General features: G+C 72.7%; 18 protein-coding genes and 1 other RNA gene. 6 read left to right on the top strand and 13 right to left on the bottom strand.

What is annotated here, in order from left to right; translation table 11 throughout:
• Positions 1 to 121: 121 nt before the first annotated feature.
• Positions 122 to 571 (bottom strand): Rieske (2Fe-2S) protein, encoded by a 450-nt coding sequence (locus ASD06_RS10405; RefSeq protein WP_056676795.1) that lies wholly within the window; start codon positions 569 to 571, stop codon positions 122 to 124.
• Between the two features lie 138 nt (positions 572 to 709).
• Here ASD06_RS10405 and ASD06_RS10400 point away from each other — a divergent pair, with 138 nt between their 5' ends.
• Positions 710 to 1,120, top strand: a complete 411-nt coding sequence (locus tag ASD06_RS10400) for a hypothetical protein (RefSeq protein ID WP_056676792.1) — start codon at positions 710 to 712, stop codon at positions 1,118 to 1,120.
• Here the strand turns inward: ASD06_RS10400 and ASD06_RS10395 are convergent.
• From ASD06_RS10395 to ASD06_RS10370, 6 genes are all read right to left on the bottom strand, one after another.
• The gene (locus ASD06_RS10395; protein ID WP_056676790.1) at positions 1,077 to 1,781 is read right to left on the bottom strand and encodes an anti-sigma factor; all 705 of its coding nucleotides are present in this window, start codon (positions 1,779 to 1,781) and stop codon (positions 1,077 to 1,079) included. The two genes, ASD06_RS10400 and ASD06_RS10395, sit on opposite strands and share 44 nt — an antisense overlap.
• Positions 1,778 to 2,263 (bottom strand): sigma-70 family RNA polymerase sigma factor, encoded by a 486-nt coding sequence (locus ASD06_RS10390; RefSeq protein ID WP_056677148.1) that lies wholly within the window; start codon positions 2,261 to 2,263, stop codon positions 1,778 to 1,780. The genes ASD06_RS10395 and ASD06_RS10390 overlap by 4 nt, the downstream gene beginning before the upstream one ends.
• Before the next feature lie 63 nt (positions 2,264 to 2,326).
• On the bottom strand, positions 2,327 to 2,887 hold the full coding sequence (locus ASD06_RS10385; RefSeq protein ID WP_157371645.1) for a hypothetical protein: 561 nt from the start codon (positions 2,885 to 2,887) through the stop codon (positions 2,327 to 2,329).
• Positions 2,884 to 4,080: a hypothetical protein gene (locus tag ASD06_RS10380; protein WP_056676785.1), complete on the bottom strand. Its 1,197-nt coding sequence runs from the start codon at positions 4,078 to 4,080 to the stop codon at positions 2,884 to 2,886. The genes ASD06_RS10385 and ASD06_RS10380 overlap by 4 nt, the downstream gene beginning before the upstream one ends.
• The gene (locus tag ASD06_RS10375) at positions 4,077 to 4,850 is read right to left on the bottom strand and encodes an ABC transporter ATP-binding protein (RefSeq protein ID WP_162248069.1); all 774 of its coding nucleotides are present in this window, start codon (positions 4,848 to 4,850) and stop codon (positions 4,077 to 4,079) included. The genes ASD06_RS10380 and ASD06_RS10375 overlap by 4 nt, the downstream gene beginning before the upstream one ends.
• A 174-nt stretch (positions 4,851 to 5,024) precedes the next feature.
• The gene (locus ASD06_RS10370) at positions 5,025 to 5,474 is read right to left on the bottom strand and encodes a DUF6069 family protein (RefSeq protein WP_056676778.1); all 450 of its coding nucleotides are present in this window, start codon (positions 5,472 to 5,474) and stop codon (positions 5,025 to 5,027) included.
• 130 nt (positions 5,475 to 5,604) lie between these two features.
• Here ASD06_RS10370 and ASD06_RS10365 point away from each other — a divergent pair, with 130 nt between their 5' ends.
• Both ASD06_RS10365 and ASD06_RS10360 read left to right on the top strand, forming a co-directional pair.
• Positions 5,605 to 6,735, top strand: coding sequence for a sensor histidine kinase (locus ASD06_RS10365; protein WP_056676776.1), 1,131 nt, complete (start codon positions 5,605 to 5,607; stop codon positions 6,733 to 6,735).
• Positions 6,732 to 7,439: a response regulator transcription factor gene (locus tag ASD06_RS10360; protein ID WP_082537946.1), complete on the top strand. Its 708-nt coding sequence runs from the start codon at positions 6,732 to 6,734 to the stop codon at positions 7,437 to 7,439. The genes ASD06_RS10365 and ASD06_RS10360 overlap by 4 nt, the downstream gene beginning before the upstream one ends.
• On the opposite strand, the gene ASD06_RS10355 is transcribed toward ASD06_RS10360, so the two are convergent.
• Together ASD06_RS10355 and ssrA are read right to left on the bottom strand one after the other, a co-directional pair.
• Positions 7,436 to 7,894, bottom strand: a complete 459-nt coding sequence (locus ASD06_RS10355) for a hypothetical protein (protein ID WP_056676774.1) — start codon at positions 7,892 to 7,894, stop codon at positions 7,436 to 7,438. The two genes, ASD06_RS10360 and ASD06_RS10355, sit on opposite strands and share 4 nt — an antisense overlap.
• A gap of 282 nt (positions 7,895 to 8,176) precedes the next feature.
• Positions 8,177 to 8,544, bottom strand: a transfer-messenger RNA (tmRNA) gene (ssrA, locus tag ASD06_RS18540).
• A 158-nt stretch (positions 8,545 to 8,702) separates the two neighbouring features.
• Between ssrA and ASD06_RS10350 the strand changes: the two genes are divergently transcribed.
• On the top strand, positions 8,703 to 9,716 hold the full coding sequence (locus tag ASD06_RS10350) for an NADP-dependent oxidoreductase (protein WP_056676771.1): 1,014 nt from the start codon (positions 8,703 to 8,705) through the stop codon (positions 9,714 to 9,716).
• Between the two features lie 88 nt (positions 9,717 to 9,804).
• Here ASD06_RS10350 and ASD06_RS10345 read toward each other — a convergent pair whose 3' ends face one another.
• Together ASD06_RS10345 and ASD06_RS10340 are read right to left on the bottom strand one after the other, a co-directional pair.
• Entirely contained in the window at positions 9,805 to 10,731 is a 927-nt protein-coding gene (locus ASD06_RS10345; protein WP_056676769.1) for an NADP-dependent oxidoreductase, read from the bottom strand.
• A 39-nt stretch (positions 10,732 to 10,770) separates the two neighbouring features.
• Positions 10,771 to 11,235, bottom strand: coding sequence for a PPOX class F420-dependent oxidoreductase (locus ASD06_RS10340; RefSeq protein ID WP_056676765.1), 465 nt, complete (start codon positions 11,233 to 11,235; stop codon positions 10,771 to 10,773).
• A gap of 130 nt (positions 11,236 to 11,365) precedes the next feature.
• Between ASD06_RS10340 and ASD06_RS10335 the strand changes: the two genes are divergently transcribed.
• Both ASD06_RS10335 and ASD06_RS10330 read left to right on the top strand, forming a co-directional pair.
• Positions 11,366 to 14,746 carry a pyruvate carboxylase gene (locus ASD06_RS10335; protein ID WP_056676762.1) on the top strand — a complete coding sequence of 1,127 codons (3,381 nt, stop codon included), beginning with the start codon at positions 11,366 to 11,368 and terminating at the stop codon, positions 14,744 to 14,746.
• Between the two features lie 4 nt (positions 14,747 to 14,750).
• Positions 14,751 to 15,113, top strand: coding sequence for a DUF3592 domain-containing protein (locus tag ASD06_RS10330; protein ID WP_056676759.1), 363 nt, complete (start codon positions 14,751 to 14,753; stop codon positions 15,111 to 15,113).
• 101 nt (positions 15,114 to 15,214) lie between these two features.
• Here ASD06_RS10330 and ASD06_RS10325 read toward each other — a convergent pair whose 3' ends face one another.
• Both ASD06_RS10325 and smpB read right to left on the bottom strand, forming a co-directional pair.
• Positions 15,215 to 17,125 (bottom strand): DUF2207 domain-containing protein, encoded by a 1,911-nt coding sequence (locus ASD06_RS10325; protein ID WP_157371644.1) that lies wholly within the window; start codon positions 17,123 to 17,125, stop codon positions 15,215 to 15,217.
• Entirely contained in the window at positions 17,122 to 17,628 is a 507-nt protein-coding gene (gene smpB, locus ASD06_RS10320; protein ID WP_056676754.1) for an SsrA-binding protein SmpB, read from the bottom strand. The genes ASD06_RS10325 and smpB overlap by 4 nt, the downstream gene beginning before the upstream one ends.
• Between the last annotated feature and the right edge of the window lie 115 nt (positions 17,629 to 17,743).

Below are 17,743 nucleotides of genomic sequence, written 5' to 3'. Positions count from 1 at the left end.
GACCCGGCGGGTCACTGAGCGGATCAGTGCGGGCATGGGTGCGGCGAAGACGCTGTGATCGCGACCACCCGGCCGCACCCACGGCTGCACTCATCTCCACGAGGCGCACGCCGTGACGCGTTCAGCTCTCGACGACGTCGCCGCCGGTGACCTGCACGTCGATCCGCGACAGCGGGCGCGGCGCCGGGCCGCCGGTGTTCTTGCCCGTCGCGAGGTCGTACGTCGACCCGTGGCACGGGCACTGCAGGATGCCCTTGGCCGGCGCCACGGTGCAGCCCATGTGAGTGCAGATGGCCGAGAACGCGACGACCTCGCCGGCCTTCGGCTGCGACACGATCACCGACCGGCCCTGGGCGTCCTTGGCCGACACCGCACCGCCCACCGGCACGTCGCTCAGCTTCACGAGCGGCCCGCCCCCCGCGGCGCTCGACGGCTGTCCCGCGCTCGTCGGCGCGCTCGCCGCGGGCGTCGACGGGCTGCCGCATGCGGTGAGGGCGGCGAGGCCGGCGGCTGTACCGGCTCCGGCCAGCATCACCGTGCGGCGGGACGGCGTGGGGCTGGGCTGCTCCATGGCGGTGCTCCTTCGCTTCGAGCGGTCGTTGCCCTCGGGTACGCAGGTAGCCGGCGTCCGGTTCACCTCACCTCGATCTGAACCGGGACGCCCTGCGGCTCGTGAAGCAGGCAGGACCCTTCGACGCGGGAGGACGCGATGACTCAGCAGCAGGCGATCCGGTGGCTGACGGCGGTGGCGGTGCTCGTATCGGGGGCGGTGCACCTGAAGCTGTGGTTCGACGGGTTCCGCGACATCGCGGTGATCGGACCGTCGTTCCTGCTCAACGCGGGCGGGGCGGTGGCGATCGCCGTCCTGCTCGTGGCGTGGCGACACTGGCTCCCCGCGCTGCTGGCGGTCGGCTTCGGGCTGGCGACGCTGGGGGCCTTCGTCATCTCGGCGACGGTGGGGCTGTTCGGCGTCCACGAGGTGTGGACCGGCACCGCGCAGGTGGTCAGCGCAGCTTCGGAGGTGGTCGCGGTGCTGGGTGGCGTGGCCGTCCTCGCGCGGCTCAGGCCGCGCACCCTCAGCTCTGCAGTCGTAGCACCGTCGCGCCGCCGGTCAGCCTGACCTCGACCGCGGCGATGTCCGCCGCCCGCGCGCTGGTGGCTCCGCTGAGCTCCATCTGCTGGCCGGGCAGTGCGCGCCACGTGGCCACCTGCTCGGTGCGGCCGTCCTGCGTGCGGACGACCAGCGCGTACTCGGCAGCCTCGCCGTAGCGGGTGTCGTCCGGGTCGTATCGGCAGGTCAGCACCAGTCGGGTGCCCCAGGCCACGGGCTGGACCGCGAGGCGCGCGCTCATCGGCGCCGGCTGCACCGCGGTCATCGGGCGCGGCGTCGACGTCGGGCTCGTCGAGGTCGTCGGCGCAGCGGTGGGACGCCGGTCGGTCGGCTGCCCGAGCTGGGACGCCGCCACCCCGGCGCCACCGACGACGAGCGCCGCCGCGGCGGCCAGCATCGCGGTGACGACGGTGCGCCGCCTGCGGTGGTGGCGCACGCCGCGCACCAGCGACGGCAGCAGCGTGTCGGGGGCCGGCTCGTCGGCGAGCGGTGCGTCGTCCAGGACGTCGGCGTCGACCCGGGCGAGCAGGCCGGGCAGCCCGGCGAGGTCCTGCACCGCCGCGGCGCACGCCGGGCAGTCGCGCAGGTGCTGCTCGAACTCCTGGCGCTCGGCCGGCGCGAGCGCACCCAGCACGTACGCGCCGTCCAGGTGGGCGTAGCGGCAGCTCATGACGTCACTCCCATCTCCTCGAGGGCGAGCCGCAGGGCGCGCAGGGCGTAGTGCGTGCGCGACTTCACCGTGCCTTCCGGCACTCCGAGCCGTCGCGCCGCCTCGGCCACCGACCGCCCGCGGAAGTAGCACTCGCGCAGCACCGCCCGGTGCTCGGCCGTGAGGTGGGTGAGGGCCTCGGCGACGGTCCACGACAGCAGCAGCTGGTCGCTCTCGTCGTCCGACGCCGACTCGGGCAGCTCGGCCACCGCCACCTCGGGCCGCGCCCGCTGCGAGCGCCACTCGTCGATCACGATGCGGCGGGCCACGGTGAACAGCCACGGCCGCAGTGACATCCGCGTGTCGTCGAGGTCGGGCAGCCGCCGCCAGGCGCGCAGCATCGTTTCCTGCACGACGTCCTCGGCGCGGGCGCGGTCGCCGGCGGTGAGGCGCAGGCAGTAGCGCCAGAGCGCGGCGGCGTGCTCGTCGTGCAGCTGCCGCATGAGCGTGACGTCGTCGGGCACCGGACCTCCTCACCCTCTGCACGCAGCAGGCGCCGCTGCGGTTCAGTGTGCGCCGAGATCAGATGGGCCACGCAGCACGTAGAGGCCGAGAGCCGCCATCAGGAGAGCGGACAGCACCGGTAGCCCCACTGTGTCGAGCGCCGAACGCACGGGTTGGCCGTAGACGAGGTCGACGTACGTCACCGCCAGTCCCACCACGACGGTCGGGAGCCACGCGAAGGCTCCCACGACGACGACCGCCATGACCGCGACGACCAGCAGCCCGACGAACACGCTCCACGGTAACCGCTCCCGCGCCGACATCGCCGCGGGGCCGCACGCCACAACCGCCAGGCTGCAGGCGAGGGCGCCCGCCAGGAGTCGGTCCGTTCGCCGGCGCTCGAGCGAGGCCTCCAGGCCGCCGAAGCGGTCCTGGATCGGCGTCACGACGACGATCACCGCGACCAGCAGCACCACGACCGGCAGCGGAAGCGACCGCTGGACGAGAGGAAGCTGCAACGTGGTGTCGGCGGCGACGCCCCCGGCGATGGCGGTCGCCGCCGCCACGACCAGCGCGCCCACGAAGCCACGCGACCGCAACCACCCGAGCGCCACTGCCCTCATGTGACCCGACACGTCTCGAGGTCGCGGTAGGCCGCGACGACACCCGGCGGTGCCGGATCGCTTCCGCCGCGCTCCAGAGCCTGCCGGATCCACGCACTCACCTGCGCCTGGCGATCGAGGAGCGGGGTGGTGTCGGGTCCGGCGTCGAGGAGCTGCGGGCAGATCTGCGGCAGGGCGAGCACGCGGGCCAGAGTCGTCGTGCGCCGCTTGCGGGTCAGACCCGCCGGGTAGGCGTGGACGACGCTGGCTGCGGGCGTCACGGCAGCCTGCTCCCCCGGCACGCCGAGCACGAACTCGTGCGGCAGGGGGAGCCCCGAGTGGGCCAGCTGCCCGGTGGCGCCCGCCAGGCCGCCGGCCAGCTCGCTCAGGAAGGGCTGGGTGTTGCCCGGGCCGCACACCTCGACGGCACCAGCGCGCGCGCACGCCCGAGGCTGGGTGGAGGGACGGAACTCCAGTGCGGAGGACGGCCCGTGCCCCAGCAGAACCCCACCGAGGACCATGCACCCCAGGGTCACCTGCGCGACCCAGGCTCGGCTCGTCACCGCGCCGCGCAACGCGACCACGCAGCAGCACACCAGCACCGCGAGGTTGAGGGCGACGGCCCAGGCGGCCGCCGCGGGATCGCGCTCGAGCCCCACCGCCGAGTCGACGAGGGCCATCGGGCTGAAGAGCGACATCAAGCCGTACGGCCCGGCAAGCGCCTCGACCCCGAACACCAGGACGGCGGCGAGCGGCGGGGCGGCGAGTCCCTTGACCAGGGTGGCGACGAGCAACCCGACGGCCGCAGCGGCGCCCAGCGCGGACACCACCTCCACCGGCAACCAGGGATCGGCCTGCCAGATCGCGTCGTCGAGCACCAGCCGGACGCCCGCCGCCGCCCAGACGAGACACACCGCGGCGAACGTCCAGCCGACGTGCACGGCCACCAGCGCGAGCGTCGCCCGACGCCAGCGCGCGGTGGACGGCCCGAGCACGGTCACGAGCGGCCCCCAGCGGCGGGCGACGTCGAAGGCCACCGCGGCGGCGAGCACCGGTGAGACGAGCGGCACGAGCAGCACCGCCGCGCGCAGCGCCCACAGGGACTCGAACTGCCAGCCGTCCCTCGACCACGCGCCGAGCGTCAGCAGCACGACCACCACCGGTGCGACGACGATCGCGAGCGAGCGGCGGATCCACACCCGCAGGACGATCACCGGGCTCGCGCCTCCGCGTCGCCGATCAGCGCCAGGAACGCCGCCTCGGGGCGGCGCTCCGGTGGTGCACCGGCCGGCGCTCGCGCGCTCAGCTCGTCGACGTCGCCGTCGAAACGAACTCCACCCTCGTGCAGCACGAGCACCCGCGAGGCCGTGTCGACGACGTCCTCCATCACATGGCTGCTGAACACGACGGTGCCGTGCAGCGCCTTGACGATGTCGACCATGCGTCGCCGCTGCTGCGGGTCGAGGCCGGTGCTCGGCTCGTCGAGCAGCAGCACGTCAGGCTCCGCGACGATCGCCTGGGCCAGCGCGACCCGCCGCTTCATCCCGCCCGAGAGCTCCTTGATCGCACTGCCCCGACGGTTCGCGAGGTCGACCGCCTCCAGCGCGCGATCTGCTCGCCGGGCCGCCTCCCGGGACGCCAAGCCACGCATCCAGCCGATGACGGCGACCGCCTCCCAGGCGGTGAGGTTCGGCGGCACGGTCAGGGCCTGCGGCATCAGGGCGACGCGGCCGATGACCTCTCGGCGCCGACGACCGTTCAGGTCGGTGCCGCCGATGAGCACCGAGCCGGCCGTCGGTCGCAGCGAACCGGCGAGGATCGACAGCAGGGTCGACTTGCCGGCCCCGTTGACGCCGACCAGAGCCGTCACCCCGGGCTGCAGCTGCACGCTGACGTCGGTGAGGGCCTGGCGGTCGGACCCGTAGCGGTGGCTGACGCCGCGCAGCTCAGCGGGGCTCGTTCCCGGCTCTCGCACCAACCTCACCCGCATCAGGTCGTCATCGGGCGATGCGCCCGAGACGCGGAACTATGGATGCCACGAACCGGCCTGTCAAAGACTGTTGCGGCTGCAAGGGGCGTACGACCCAGGAGGCACGGTGGCCGACGACCTGAGGCAGGGTGACCACGTCCGGTAGAGCTGCGACGTCGGACAGGTGCGTCAGTGCTCTCGACGGCGGCCGGGCAGCGCGAGCAGCAGCCCCACTCCGACGACGAGGTGCATCGACACCAGCGCCAACCCCGCGGACAGCGACACGGCTGCGGCCGGCCCGGTCAGCGACACGAGCAGGACGCCGGCCCCGAGCAGGCGCCAGACCCGCACGGCCCGCTGGGTCCGGCGCTCGAGCAGCGTGAGGGTGAGCCAGCCGAGCAGGCCGACCACCAGGCTGGTCAGCGTCACGGCGAGCGAGTCGACCTGCTGGACGCGACCGCCCTGCCGCACGGCGAGGTCGATGTGCAGCAGCGAGTGGAGGACTCCCCACATCGCCGTGGCGCAGGCCATCACGGCCAGCACGGTGAACCACCGGCGGCGGTGACGCCGGCCGGCGAGGCCGCTGCCGTGGCAGGGGCAGTCGATGGGGGCGGAGGTCTGCGAGGTGGTGTTCGTCATGCGGTGAGCATCGGCCGAGGGTGCCGTCGCGCAGATCGGCCCGGCGGCCAGACCCGGTGCGCCTGAAGGTGTGCCCACCCCCGACTTTGGTCGGTGCCACCGTCGCGGCGCGGCCCGTAACCTGCCGGGCATGCCGTCCCGCGCCGTCGTCGAACGCCTCGTCGCACTGGTCGCGCTCGGGGCGCTCACCGCGCTGCAGCTCACCGCCCTGCTGCTCTCGCAGCCCACGCGGGGCACGGCCATCGTTGACGTCGCGACCGCCGTCGCCGCAGTGGCCGCTGTGGTGGTGCTGCACCGCCTGCCAGTGCCCCTGGCCGTCGTGACGTCGGCGCTCGCGGCCCTGTCACCGGCGGGCACGCCCGCCGCGTCGTACGGGCTGTACCGCGTCTCGTCCGAGCGCCGGTTCCGGGTCGCGGCCGCCGTCGGCGCGCTGGACGTGACCGCGCACCTCGTGCGCTGGGGGTGGCGACCGATGCCCGGGCTGTCGTTCGGCTGGTGGGTCGTGCTCGTCGTCGTCGGCAGCGCCACGCTGGCCGGTTGGGGCAGCTACACCCGCGCCCGCCGCATGCTGTTGGAGTCGTTGCGCGACAAGGCCCGTCGCGCCGAGGAGCAGCAAGCGGCCCGCGTCGCCGAGGCCCGGCGCAGCGAACGCACCCTCATCGCACGCGAGATGCACGACGTGCTGGCCCACCGCCTCTCGCTGCTCGCCACGTACGCGGGCGCGCTGGAGTACCGGCCGGACGCCGCACCCGAGCGGCTCGCCGCGGCCGCGGGCGTCGTCCGCGCCGGCGTGCACCAGGCCCTCGACGAGCTGCGCGACGTGATCACCGTGCTGCGCGACGACGACGACCCGGGCGGCACGGCTTCCCTTGCGCCGCAACCGTCGCTGCTCGACCTGCCGCGTCTCGTGGACGAGACCCGCTCCGCCGGCACCGACGTCACCCTGACCGTCGCGGTCGACCCCGCCGACGTCCCCGACACGCTGGGGCGCACCGCCTACCGGGTCGTCCAGGAGGGCCTGACCAACGCCCGCCGTCACGCGCCCGGAGCGCCCGTCGACGTCCGGGTGTCGGGCGCTCGCGGCGGTGAGCTGGCGGTGCAGGTGCGCAACGCGCTGAGTCCCGCACCCGAGCCGGCACACGGCTCGGGCACCGGTCTCGTGGGTCTCGCCGAACGCGTCGCGCTGCTCGGCGGCCGTACCGAGCACGGTGCCGTCGACGGCGCGTTCGTCGTCACGGCCTGGCTACCGTGGCCCGCATGACCGGGGCCGAGCCGCTGGACGCCGCGAAGGACGTCGCGAAGGACGCGGTGAAGGACGTCGTGAAGGTCGTCGTGGTGGACGACGACGCGCTCGTCCGCGGCGCGCTCACCCTCATGCTCGACGGCGCCGACGGCCTGCGCGTGGTGGGCGAGGCGTCGGACGGCGACCAGGTGCCTGAGGTGGTCGACCGGCACGCACCGCACGTGGTGCTGATGGACCTGCGGATGCCGCGGATCGACGGCGTCACCGCGACGCGGCGGCTGCGCTCGCGCCCGCGACCGCCGCAGGTCATCGTGCTCACCACCTTCGACGCCGACAGCGACGTCCTCGCCGCCCTGCACGCCGGCGCGAGCGGCTTCCTGCTCAAGGACACCCCGCCGCCGCAGATCGCCGACGCGGTGCGGCGGGTGGCGTCCGGCGAGCCGTACCTGTCGCCGTCCATCACGCGCCGGCTGATGGAGGCGACCGTGGCCGGCACCGACGTGCGCCAGCGCGCGCAGCATGCGCTGCGCGCGCTGACCGACCGCGAGCGGCAGGTGGCCGTGGCGGTCGCTCGGGGGAGGTCGAACGCGCAGATCGCCGCCGAGCTCCTGATGAGCGTCGCCACGGTGAAGGCGCACGTCTCGAGTGTGCTGGCCAAGCTCGGCCTCACCAACCGCACCGCGCTGGCGCTGATGGTTCACGAGGCCGATCTCGTGGGCTAGACGGTGGCGGTGGCGGCGGTCGTCGCGGTCACCGGCTCGGCGACGGCTGTCGCGCGTCGAGCCGCGAAGCCCGCGAGGCCGAACACGACGAGCGCGTTGAGGCCGTGCAGGAACCCAACGACAGGTGCACCGAACGACACGAACGCCAGCACCACCTGCACCACGACGGCCAGCAGGACGAACGCCGCCCAGCGCACCCCGCCGGCCACCTTGGCGAAGAAGGACACGACGAGCAACACGATCGCCAGCAACGGGATCACCATCTGCCCGTCGATGGCGTGGATCGCGAAGCCGACACCCTCGGGTCCGGTGGAGTTCTCGACGTAGTTCTTGTCGATGACGGTGCCGTTCTCGATCTCGTGCGAGATGGCGAACATCGCGTAGGCGATCGACGCGGCCTGGACGACGACGGCGAACGAGATCAGACCGGCGATGACTCGATATGCAGACCTCATGACTCTCCCCCTGATCGGGACGGGGCGTGTGACGTGGGTCACGCCCGAGCGGAACAGCGGGAGGCTACGCCCGACGCGTGCCTGTGCGCAGCGTTTTGCCGAAACCACGAGAACGGCGGTTCAGCGCTGTTCGAGCACTGCCTTCTGAAGAGCCTGGGAGAGGAGGCCGGTCAACGGCTCCGCAGACCACGGCTCCCCACAGACCACGATTCCCCGCAGACAACGGCCGAGGGGCCCGACCGTAGTGGCCGGGCCCCTCGTCGAGCGCTGATGTCGCCATGGTGGTGGAGGTGGCGGGAATCGAACCCGCGTCCGCTGGCGCAGAACCAGGACTTCTCCGGGTGCAGCCTGCTACGGGATTTCTCGGCCCCAGCGATCACGCAGGCAAGTCGCTGCCGGGCTCAGCCGCGTAAGTGTCCCTCCGCCGCCCGCGGCGTGCGGCGGAAGCAGTGGCTCTCTAGCTGACGCCAGGAACCGTGGCGAGAGCGACCACGGGCTGACGGACTTCTACGCTCGCTCAGGCGGCGAGGGCGAAGTCGGTGCTGTGAGAATCGGCACCTGTTGGTTTGCACGGATCGTTTACGAGATAACCGTGCGTCCTCGACCCGCTTCTCCTGGGAGTACGACCAACGTCGAAACCGATCACCCCCATGGGCGGGACATCAGCGCTGTTGAGTTGTGCACTCAGTCTAACGCGGGCGTCCACCTGAATATGCCGTGTGATCATCAGCACGAGCCGGTGCGGGAAGGCCTGAGCGGTCGCCGTCCTTGCCGCCGATGGACCCATCCGGACGACGAAGGGAACTTCATGCCCACCACCAGCCGCGCCTGGCACCTCGTGAGCCGCCCCCACGGCGAGCTCACGAACGACGACGTCAGTCTCGTCAGCACCGACCTGCCCGACCCCGGGGCCGGTGAGGTGCTGGTGCGCAACACGTGGCTGAGCGTCGACCCGTACATGCGCGGCCGGATGAACGACGCGAAGTCCTACGTCGCGCCGTTCGTGCTCGACGAGCCGATGGACGGCGGCGCAGTGGGGGTCGTCGAGCAGGTCGGGGACGGCGTCACGACCGTCGCGGTCGGCGACACGGTGATGCACGGACTGGGCTGGCGCGAGTCCGCCGTCCTGCCGGCCGAGCGGGTGCAGAAGGTCGACACCGACCTCGCGCCCGCCCAGAGCTACCTGGGCGTCATGGGCATGCCCGGCCTGACGGCGTACGCGGGGCTGCTCGAGGTCGCCGCCATGCAGCCGGGCGAGATCGTCTTCGTCTCGGCCGCGGCCGGCGCCGTCGGCTCGCTCGTCGGCCAGATCGCCCGGCTCAAGGGTGCCTCGCAGGTGATCGGCAGCGCGGGCGGCGCGGAGAAGACGCGGTGGCTCGTCGACGAGCTCGGCTTCTCGAACGCGCTGGACTACAAGGCAGCGCCGATCCGCCAGCTCCTGCGCGAGGCCGCACCCGACGGCATCGACGTGTACTTCGACAACGTCGGCGGCGACCACCTCGAGGCGGCCATCGGCTCGCTGCGCCTGCACGGCCGCGCCGCGCTCTGCGGTGCGATCTCGGCCTACAACGCCACTGAGCCGCCGCCGGGCCCGCGAAACCTCGCTCGCCTCGTGCAGAACCGCCTGACCCTGCGCGGGTTCCTGGTCGGCGACCACGCCCACCTGCGCCCGCAGTTCCTCGCCGACATGTCGGCCTGGCTGCGCGACGGTGACGTCGTGTGGCGCGAGACCGTCGCCGACGGCATCGAGAGCACCCCGGACGCCTTCCGGTCGCTGCTCACCGGCGGCAACACCGGCAAGATGCTGGTCCGCCTCGGCTGACGCGCCCGGTCCACCGACAGGAGAGAAGTGGGGCACTTTCCGTCCGGGAAGTGCCCCACTTCTCTGCTCTCGACTTGAGCGCTCGCCGTCAGGGGACGCTGATCGCCACCTTGCCCCGGACGTGCCCGCCCTCGACCAGGCGCTGCGCGTCCGCCGCCTCGGCGAGCGGGAAGGTGCGCGCCAGCTCGACCCGCAGCTGACCGGCGTCCACCAGACGCGCGACCTCGGCGAGGTCGTCGGGGTCAGGGCGCACGAACGCGTAGCGGCCACCGAAGCCCAGCACGGTGGCGGCGTCGACGATCGAGACGATGCGGTCGTTGCTCTTGGCGAGCTCGGGGCTGTTGGCCAGGGCGTCGCCGCCGACGTAGTCGACCACCGCGTCGACGCCGTCCGGCGCGAGCTCCTGGACGGCGGCCACGAGCTTGTCGCCGTACTCCACCGGCTCGGCGCCGAGCGAGCGCAGGTACTCGTGGTTGGCGGCGCTCGCCGTACCGATGACGCGCGCGCCCAGCGACTTCGCGATCTGCACGGCGAACGAGCCCACTCCCCCGGCGGCGGCGTGCACGAGCACCGTGTCGCCCTCGCCGACCTCGGCGAGGCGCAGCGACTGCAGCGCGGTCAGCCCGGCGAGCGGCAGAGCGCCCGCCTCCTCGAACGTGGCGGACGCCGGCTTGCGGGCCAGGTGGCGCACGTGGGCGGAGACGAGCTCGGCGTAGGTGCCGTGCTCGATGGAGTCCTTGCGCACGTACCCGATCACCTCGTCGCCCTCAGCGAACTCGCGGACGGCGGGCCCGACCTTCTCGACGACGCCCGCGACGTCCCAGCCGAGGATCATCGGCAGGTGCGACGGGAACGCGCCCTGCAGGTAGCCCTCACGGATCTTGTAGTCGACCGGGTTGACGCTCGACGCCTTGACGCGCACGAGCACGTAGTCCGGCCCCACGATCGGGTCGGGCTGGTCGGTCAGCTCCATGACGTCGGCGCCGCCGTACGAGCTGATGGTGATGGCCTTCATGGGGTCCTCTCGAAGGGGTGGGTAAGAACGTCGGCGGGGTCAGTCGGCGAGGCGCGCCGGGAAGCCGCCGGTGGCGACCGGCCCCCAGCGCGTCGGCGTGATGCGCAGCAGCGACTTGCCTTGCTTGCGCATCGCCTCGCGGTACTCGTCCCAGTCGGGGTGCTCGCCGGAGATGGCGCGGTAGTAGTCGACCAGCGGCTCGAGGGCCTCGGGGAGGTCGAGCACCTCGCACTCGCCGTCGAGCTGCACCCAGGCGCCGCCGAAGTCGTCCGACAGCACGAGCACGCTCACCTGCGGGTCGCGGCGCGCGTTGGTGACCTTGGCCCGCTCGGGGTAGGTCGAGACGACGAGCCGGCCCTCGGCGTCCACACCGCCGGTGACCGGCGAGGCCTGCGGGCTCCCGTCGGCTCGGCGCGTGATGAGCACGAAGTGGTGGCGCGGGCGCACGAAGTCGAGGAGCTCCTCGCGGCTGACGGCGGTGTTCGTGGCGATGGTTCGGGCCATACCTGCGAGTGTGCCTCCGGCGCTACCGACGCGCATGGCGGGGCGCGATGATCCACAACGCGAGACGGCGATCCCGCCCCTCGGACGGATCGGTAGGCTCGTCGCGATCCCGAGCCGGAGGTATGCCCCCATGTTCCGCAAGGTCCTGGTCGCCAACCGCGGCGAGATCGCCGTCCGCGCCTTCCGTGCCGCCACCGAGCTGGGCGCGCACACCGTCGCTGTCTTCGCCCACGAGGACCGCCACGGTGAGCACCGCTCGAAGGCCGACGAGGCCTACCGCATCGGTGAGCCCGGCCACCCGGTGCGCGCCTACCTGACCGTCGACGAGATCGTCCGCGTCGCTCGCGAGTCCGGCGCCGACGCCGTCTACCCCGGCTACGGCTTCCTGTCGGAGAACCCCGGTCTGGCCCAGGCCTGCGCCGACGCCGGGCTCACCTTCGTCGGCCCGCCCGCCTCGGTGCTGCAGCTCACCGGCAACAAGGCGCGCGCCATCGAGGCGGCGCGCGCCGCCGGTCTGCCGGTGCTGGCGAGCGCCCCGCCGAGCACCGACGTCGACGAGCTCGTCGCGGCCGCCGACGGCATCGGCTTCCCCGTCTTCGTCAAGGCGGTCGCGGGCGGTGGCGGCCGTGGCATGCGGCGGGTCGAGACGCCGGACGCGCTGCGCGAGTCGATCGAGGCCGCGATGCGCGAGGCCGAGAGCGCGTTCGGCGACCCCACGGTGTTCCTCGAGCAGGCCGTCGTGAAGCCGCGGCACATCGAGGTGCAGATCCTGGCGGACGGCGACGGCAACGTCATCCACCTGTTCGAGCGCGACTGCTCGGTGCAGCGCCGCCACCAGAAGGTCGTCGAGATCGCCCCGGCGCCGAACCTCGATCCCGCTCTGCGGCAACGGATGTGCGATCACGCGGTGGCGTTCGCGCGCCAGATCGGCTACGTCAACGCGGGCACCGTCGAGTTCCTGCTCGCCCCCGACGGGCGCTACGTGTTCATCGAGATGAACCCGCGCATCCAGGTCGAGCACACCGTGACCGAGGAGGTCACCGACGTCGATCTGGTGCAGGCGCAGCTGCGCATCGCCAGCGGCGCGACGCTCGCCGACCTCGGGCTCTCGCAGGACACCGTGCACGTCAAGGGCGCCGCCCTGCAGTGCCGCATCACCACCGAGGACCCCTCCAACGGCTTCCGCCCCGACACCGGGATCATCACGACGTACCGCTCGGCGGGCGGGGCCGGCGTCCGGCTCGACGGCGGGACGACGTTCGTGGGGGCCGAGATCAGCGCGCACTTCGACTCGATGCTCGTGAAGCTCACCTGCCGCGGGCGTGACTTCCCCACCGCCGTGCGGCGGGCGCGCCGGGCGCTGGCGGAGTTCCGGATCCGCGGTGTCTCCTCCAACATCCCGTTCCTGCAGAGCCTGATCGACGAGCCGGACTTCGTCGCTGGCCGGCTCTCGACGTCCTTCATCGACGAGCGGCCGCAGCTGCTCCGGCCGCGCGTGCCCGCCGACCGCGGCACCAAGCTGCTCAGCTACCTGGCGCACATGACGGTCAACCAGCCGCACGGCCCGGGCGAGCACCACGTCGACCCCGGCAGCAAGCTGGCGAGCCTCGACCTGGACGCCCCGCCGCCGGCCGGCTCACGCGACCTGCTGGCCCGGGTCGGCCCGGAGGCCTTCGCCCGAGCCCTGCGCGAGCAGACCGCTGTGGCCGTCACCGACACGACGTTCCGCGACGCCCACCAGTCGCTGCTCGCGACGCGCGTGCGCACCCGCGACCTGGTGGCCGCCGCCGGTCCGGTCGCTCGGCTGACCCCGCAGCTGTGGAGCGTCGAGGCCTGGGGCGGGGCGACATACGACGTCGCCCTGCGCTTCCTCGCCGAGGACCCGTGGGAGCGGCTCGCCGCGCTGCGCGAGGCCATGCCCAACCTCTGCCTGCAGATGCTGCTGCGCGGTCGCAACACCGTGGGCTACACGCCGTACCCGCTGGAGGTCACCGAGGCCTTCGTCGAGGAGGCCGCGCGCACGGGCATCGACGTCTTCCGCGTGTTCGACGCCCTGAACGACGTCGAGCAGATGCGCCCGGCGATCGAGGCGGTGCGCGCCACCGGCACCGCGGTCGCCGAGGTCGCGCTCTGCTACACCAGCGACCTCAGCGACCCCAGCGAGCGGCTCTACACGCTCGACTACTACCTGCGGCTGGCCGAGCGCATCGTCGAGGCGGGCGCGCACGTGCTCGCCATCAAGGACATGGCCGGCCTGCTGCGCGCACCCGCCGCGCGCACCCTGGGCACGGCGCTGCGCGAGCGGTTCGACCTGCCCGTGCACCTGCACACCCACGACACCACCGGTGGCCAGCTCGCCACGCTGCTGGCCGCCATCGACGCCGGGGTCGACGCGGTCGACGTCGCGAGCGCCGCGATGGCCGGGACGACCAGCCAGGTGCCGATGTCGGCGCTCGTGGCGGCCACCGACCACACCGAGCGCGAGACCGGCCTCGACCTGCGGGCGGTCTGCGACCTGGAGCCGTACTGGGAGTCGGTGCGCCGGCTCTACGCGCCGTTCGAGTCGGGCCTGCCGTCGCCCACCGGCCGCGTGTACGACCACGAGATCCCGGGCGGCCAGCTGTCGAACCTGCGCCAGCAGGCGATCGCGCTCGGCCTCGGCGAGAAGTTCGAGGCGATCGAGGACACCTACGCCGCGGCCAACCGCATGCTCGGCAACATCGTCAAGGTGACGCCGAGCAGCAAGGTCGTCGGCGACCTCGCGCTGGCCCTCGTGGGGCACGGCGTCGACCCGGCCGACTTCGAGGCCGACCCTGGCGCGTACGACATCCCCGACTCCGTGATCGGCTTTCTGCAGGGTGAGCTCGGCGACCCGCCGGGTGGGTGGCCGGAGCCGTTCCGCAGCAAGGCGCTCGCCGGCCGCAGCACCTCCCGCTCGCGCGTCGCCGAGCTGACCGACGACGACCGCTCGGGCCTGACGACCGACCGGCGGTCCACCCTCAACCGGCTGCTCTTCCCCGGGCCCACCAAGGACTTCACCACCTCGCGCGACACCTACAGCGACCTGTCGGTGCTGCCGACTGCCCAGTTCCTGCACGGCCTGCGGCCGGGCGAGGAGGTCGAGGTCGAGATCGAGCCCGGCAAGCGGCTGCTGTTCGGCGTGCAGTCGGTGAGCGAGGCCGATGAGCGGGGCATGCGCACGGTGATGTGCACGCTCAACGGCCAGCTGCGGCCGATCCTCACCCGCGACGAGCACGCGGACGTCGACGTCCGGGCCACCGAGAAGGCCGACCCGGCGCAGGCCGGCCAGGTGGCGGCGCCGTTCGCCGGCGTGGTGTCGCTGGCGGTCGAGCCCGGCGCCCAGGTGGCGGCGGGTGACACCGTCGCGACGATCGAGGCGATGAAGATGGAGGCGGCGATCACCGCACCGGTCGCGGGCACGGTGCAGCGCCTGGCCATCGGCGGCCAGCAGCAGGTGGAGGGCGGCGACCTGCTGCTCGTGATCGGCTGACGCGATGGTGCCCCTGGTGGCGGTCGGCGCGCTGTTCGTCATCGGCGGCGCGCTGATCCGGCCGCGGCCGCGGCCGGACGAGCGGCGCGCGACCGGTACCGTCGTCGAGTCGGGGTCGGGGTACGCGCTGGGCGACCCGGCCTGGGTGTGCACCATCGAGTTCCACGACTCCGCCGGCGCCGTCCGGCGGTTCCAGCCGCCGCTCACCAGCGCTCGCCGTCGAGCCGTCGGCACGCCCGTGGCGGTGGCCTACTCGCCCTCCGACCCCGCCGGCACCGCGCGCAAGACCGACGGGCTCGACGGGTCGCTGCACTGGGTGGTCATGGGGGTCGGCGCGGCCCTCGTCGTCGCCGGACTCCTCCTCTAGCTCGCGCCGCAGCGAGAACGCGGTAGTGGCCCACCGCGAGCCGTCGCGATGGGCCACTACTGCGATGTCGACTACTGCGATGTCGACCAGGGCGTCTGGGGCTACCAGGAGCCGCCGCCCCCGCCGCCCCCACCGCCGCCGCTGAAGCCGCCACCGCCGCCGAAGCCGCTCGAGCCGGACGACGACGGCGTCGACACGAGCGAGCTGTTCGACGTCGTCTCGAACGAGTCCATGCTGCTGCCCAGCGCCAGGTAGCTCCACGTCGGCGTGTGCCCGACGTACCAGGTGGGCTGGGTGACGGCGGCGCCGGAGCGGGCGAGCTCGTCGAAGATCCGCGCCCAGCGGTCAGCCACGCCGAAGATGATGGCGTACGGCAGGTACCGGCTGAAGACGTCCTGCCCTTCCTCGAACCTGATCTGGTCGGCCTCGGCGGTCTCGAGGTAGCGCTGGAAGCCCCGCGCCTGCATGAGCACGGCCGACCCCGCGGCGGTGCGGGCCGGCATCCGACCCGACAGCACCAGCACCACCAGGCCGCTGAGGAACAGCGCGCCCGCGATCGGCAGCAGGTTGACCACCGCGAGTCCGCCGAGCCACACCATCGCGAACCCGACGACCATCAAGGCGATGCCGATGCCCCGGTAGAGGCCTCGCACCGACTGCGGGTTGCCGCGGAACCACCCGCGCCCCGTGACCTCGCGGTAGAGCTCGTTCTGGGTCGCCTTGAGGTCCTTGGCGAAGGTGTTGCGCAGCTCGCCCTTCAGCTCGACCTCGTTGCGGCCCTTGAACAGCGCCTGCATCAGCTCGAGCTCGTACGGCAGCAGCTCCTCCTGCGGAGCCGGCAGGACGACGACGAGTCGCCAGTCCTTGACCTTGGTGCCCTTGTCGTTGGTGATCTCCTCGATGCGCAGGAACCCGCGCACCGCCAGGTCGATGATCGTGGCGGTGACGTCGACCGGGTTCGCCACCTCGTCGATCAGCGTGCCGATCTCACCCGGACGCATGCCCTTGGGCGGGGTGAACTGCACGGCCACGTCCTTGGGGTGGCTGGTCACCACCGCCTCCTGGGTGGCCTGGCCCGACACCGGCAGCAGGCCCGGCGTCAGGCCGGTGTAGATCGAGTCACGGCCGCGACGGCGCACGAGCCAGGCCATGCCGCCGCCCACGCCCGCGAGGATCAGCGCGCCGAGTCCCAGCGAGAACGGCGAGATGCGGAACAGCTGCTGCAGGCCCTGCACGGGCGCGTCCTCGATGATCGGGCTGACGTCGCTCACCGTGTTCAGCGGGTAGGCCAGCAGGATCGACATGCCCTGCCCGACGGCCAGCCCCTGCGCACTGAAGGTGGACGTCGCCCCCGCCGTCCCCTGGCAGCGGTCGGTGGAACCCCGCTCGCCGCGGAAGCAGCGCACCTGCGTGGCCGGCTTCGGCGCCGTCACCTCCACCTGCGCCGACTGGATCGGCACGTCCCACTCGTCACCCGTGATGTTCCAGTAGAGCTCGTCGTGCGGCGGCGTCACCGTGCCGTCGGTGTCGGTCTGCTCTGTGGTGAAGCGGTTGAACGCGCCCTTCACCGTGTAGGAGATGACGTACGTCTGGGTGCCGCTGACCTTCTGGTCGGCGTTACCGATGCGGATGTGCGTGATCGAGCCCGTGTCGGTGACCTCGACGTCGGTCGGCGCACCGGTGGGGCTCGACACCTCGACGTCCGACACCGGGTAGGCGCGCACCTTGTCGCTGCCGCTGCGGTTGGGGTCGTAGGTGAAGCGGGTGCGCAGGTCGCGGTAGATGCCGTGGTGGTCGTTGCCCGAGAAGACGTACTCGATCGTCTCCCTGATCCGCATCTGCCCCGACGCGTCGACGTCCACGCTCGCGCGATACGAGCGCACGACCTCCGCCGTGGCGGCGGCCGGCACCTTGGCCGCGGCAGCGCTGGCCGCCGCCCCGCTCAGGACGGCGGCAGCCACCACCACGAGAAGAGCACGCGCCGCGACGCGCACCCGATGACGGCTGGTCACATGGCCTCCTTGCGCGACATGGCGCGCTGCGCCTCGCGGTTGTCCTGGCGCTCTCGCAGTGCCTGGCGCTTGTCGTACAGCTTCTTGCCCCGCGCGACGGCGATCTCGACCTTCGCGCGCCCGTCGACGAAGTACAACGAGAGCGGCACGATGGTCAGGCCGGTCGACGACGTGTCCTGGCTGATCCGGATGATCTCGTGGCGGTGCAGCAGCAGCTTGCGCCGGCGGCGCGGCGCGTGGTTGGTCCAGGTACCCGAGACGTACTCGGGGATGTGCACGCCCTCGAGCCACATCTCGCCGTCGTCACTGATCGTGGCGAAACCGTCGACCAGCGAGGCGCGTCCGGCACGCAGCGCCTTCACCTCGGTGCCGGTGAGCACCAGGCCCGCCTCGTACACGTCCTCGATGTGGTAGTCGTGACGGGCCTTGCGGTTGCTCGCTACCAGCTTGCGGCCACCCGCCTTGTCGGCCTTGGCGCCCGCCTTGCCGCCCTGCTTCGCCACGTCCTCACCTCAGGAGCCTTGGTGCGCTTGCTGCCCGCGCCGGGTCGGCGCAGGTCCGCGCACACGCTACCTGTCGGACGTCGCCGAGCCCCACTGCGTTCCGCGGTGCCCTCAG

Origin of the sequence: Angustibacter sp. Root456, from assembly GCF_001426435.1 — a bacterium.
Lineage (GTDB): Bacteria > Actinomycetota > Actinomycetes > Actinomycetales > Angustibacteraceae > Angustibacter.
The sequence above is the reverse complement of the archived record's forward strand: the minus strand, read 5'-3'. Positions and strand labels throughout refer to the sequence as shown.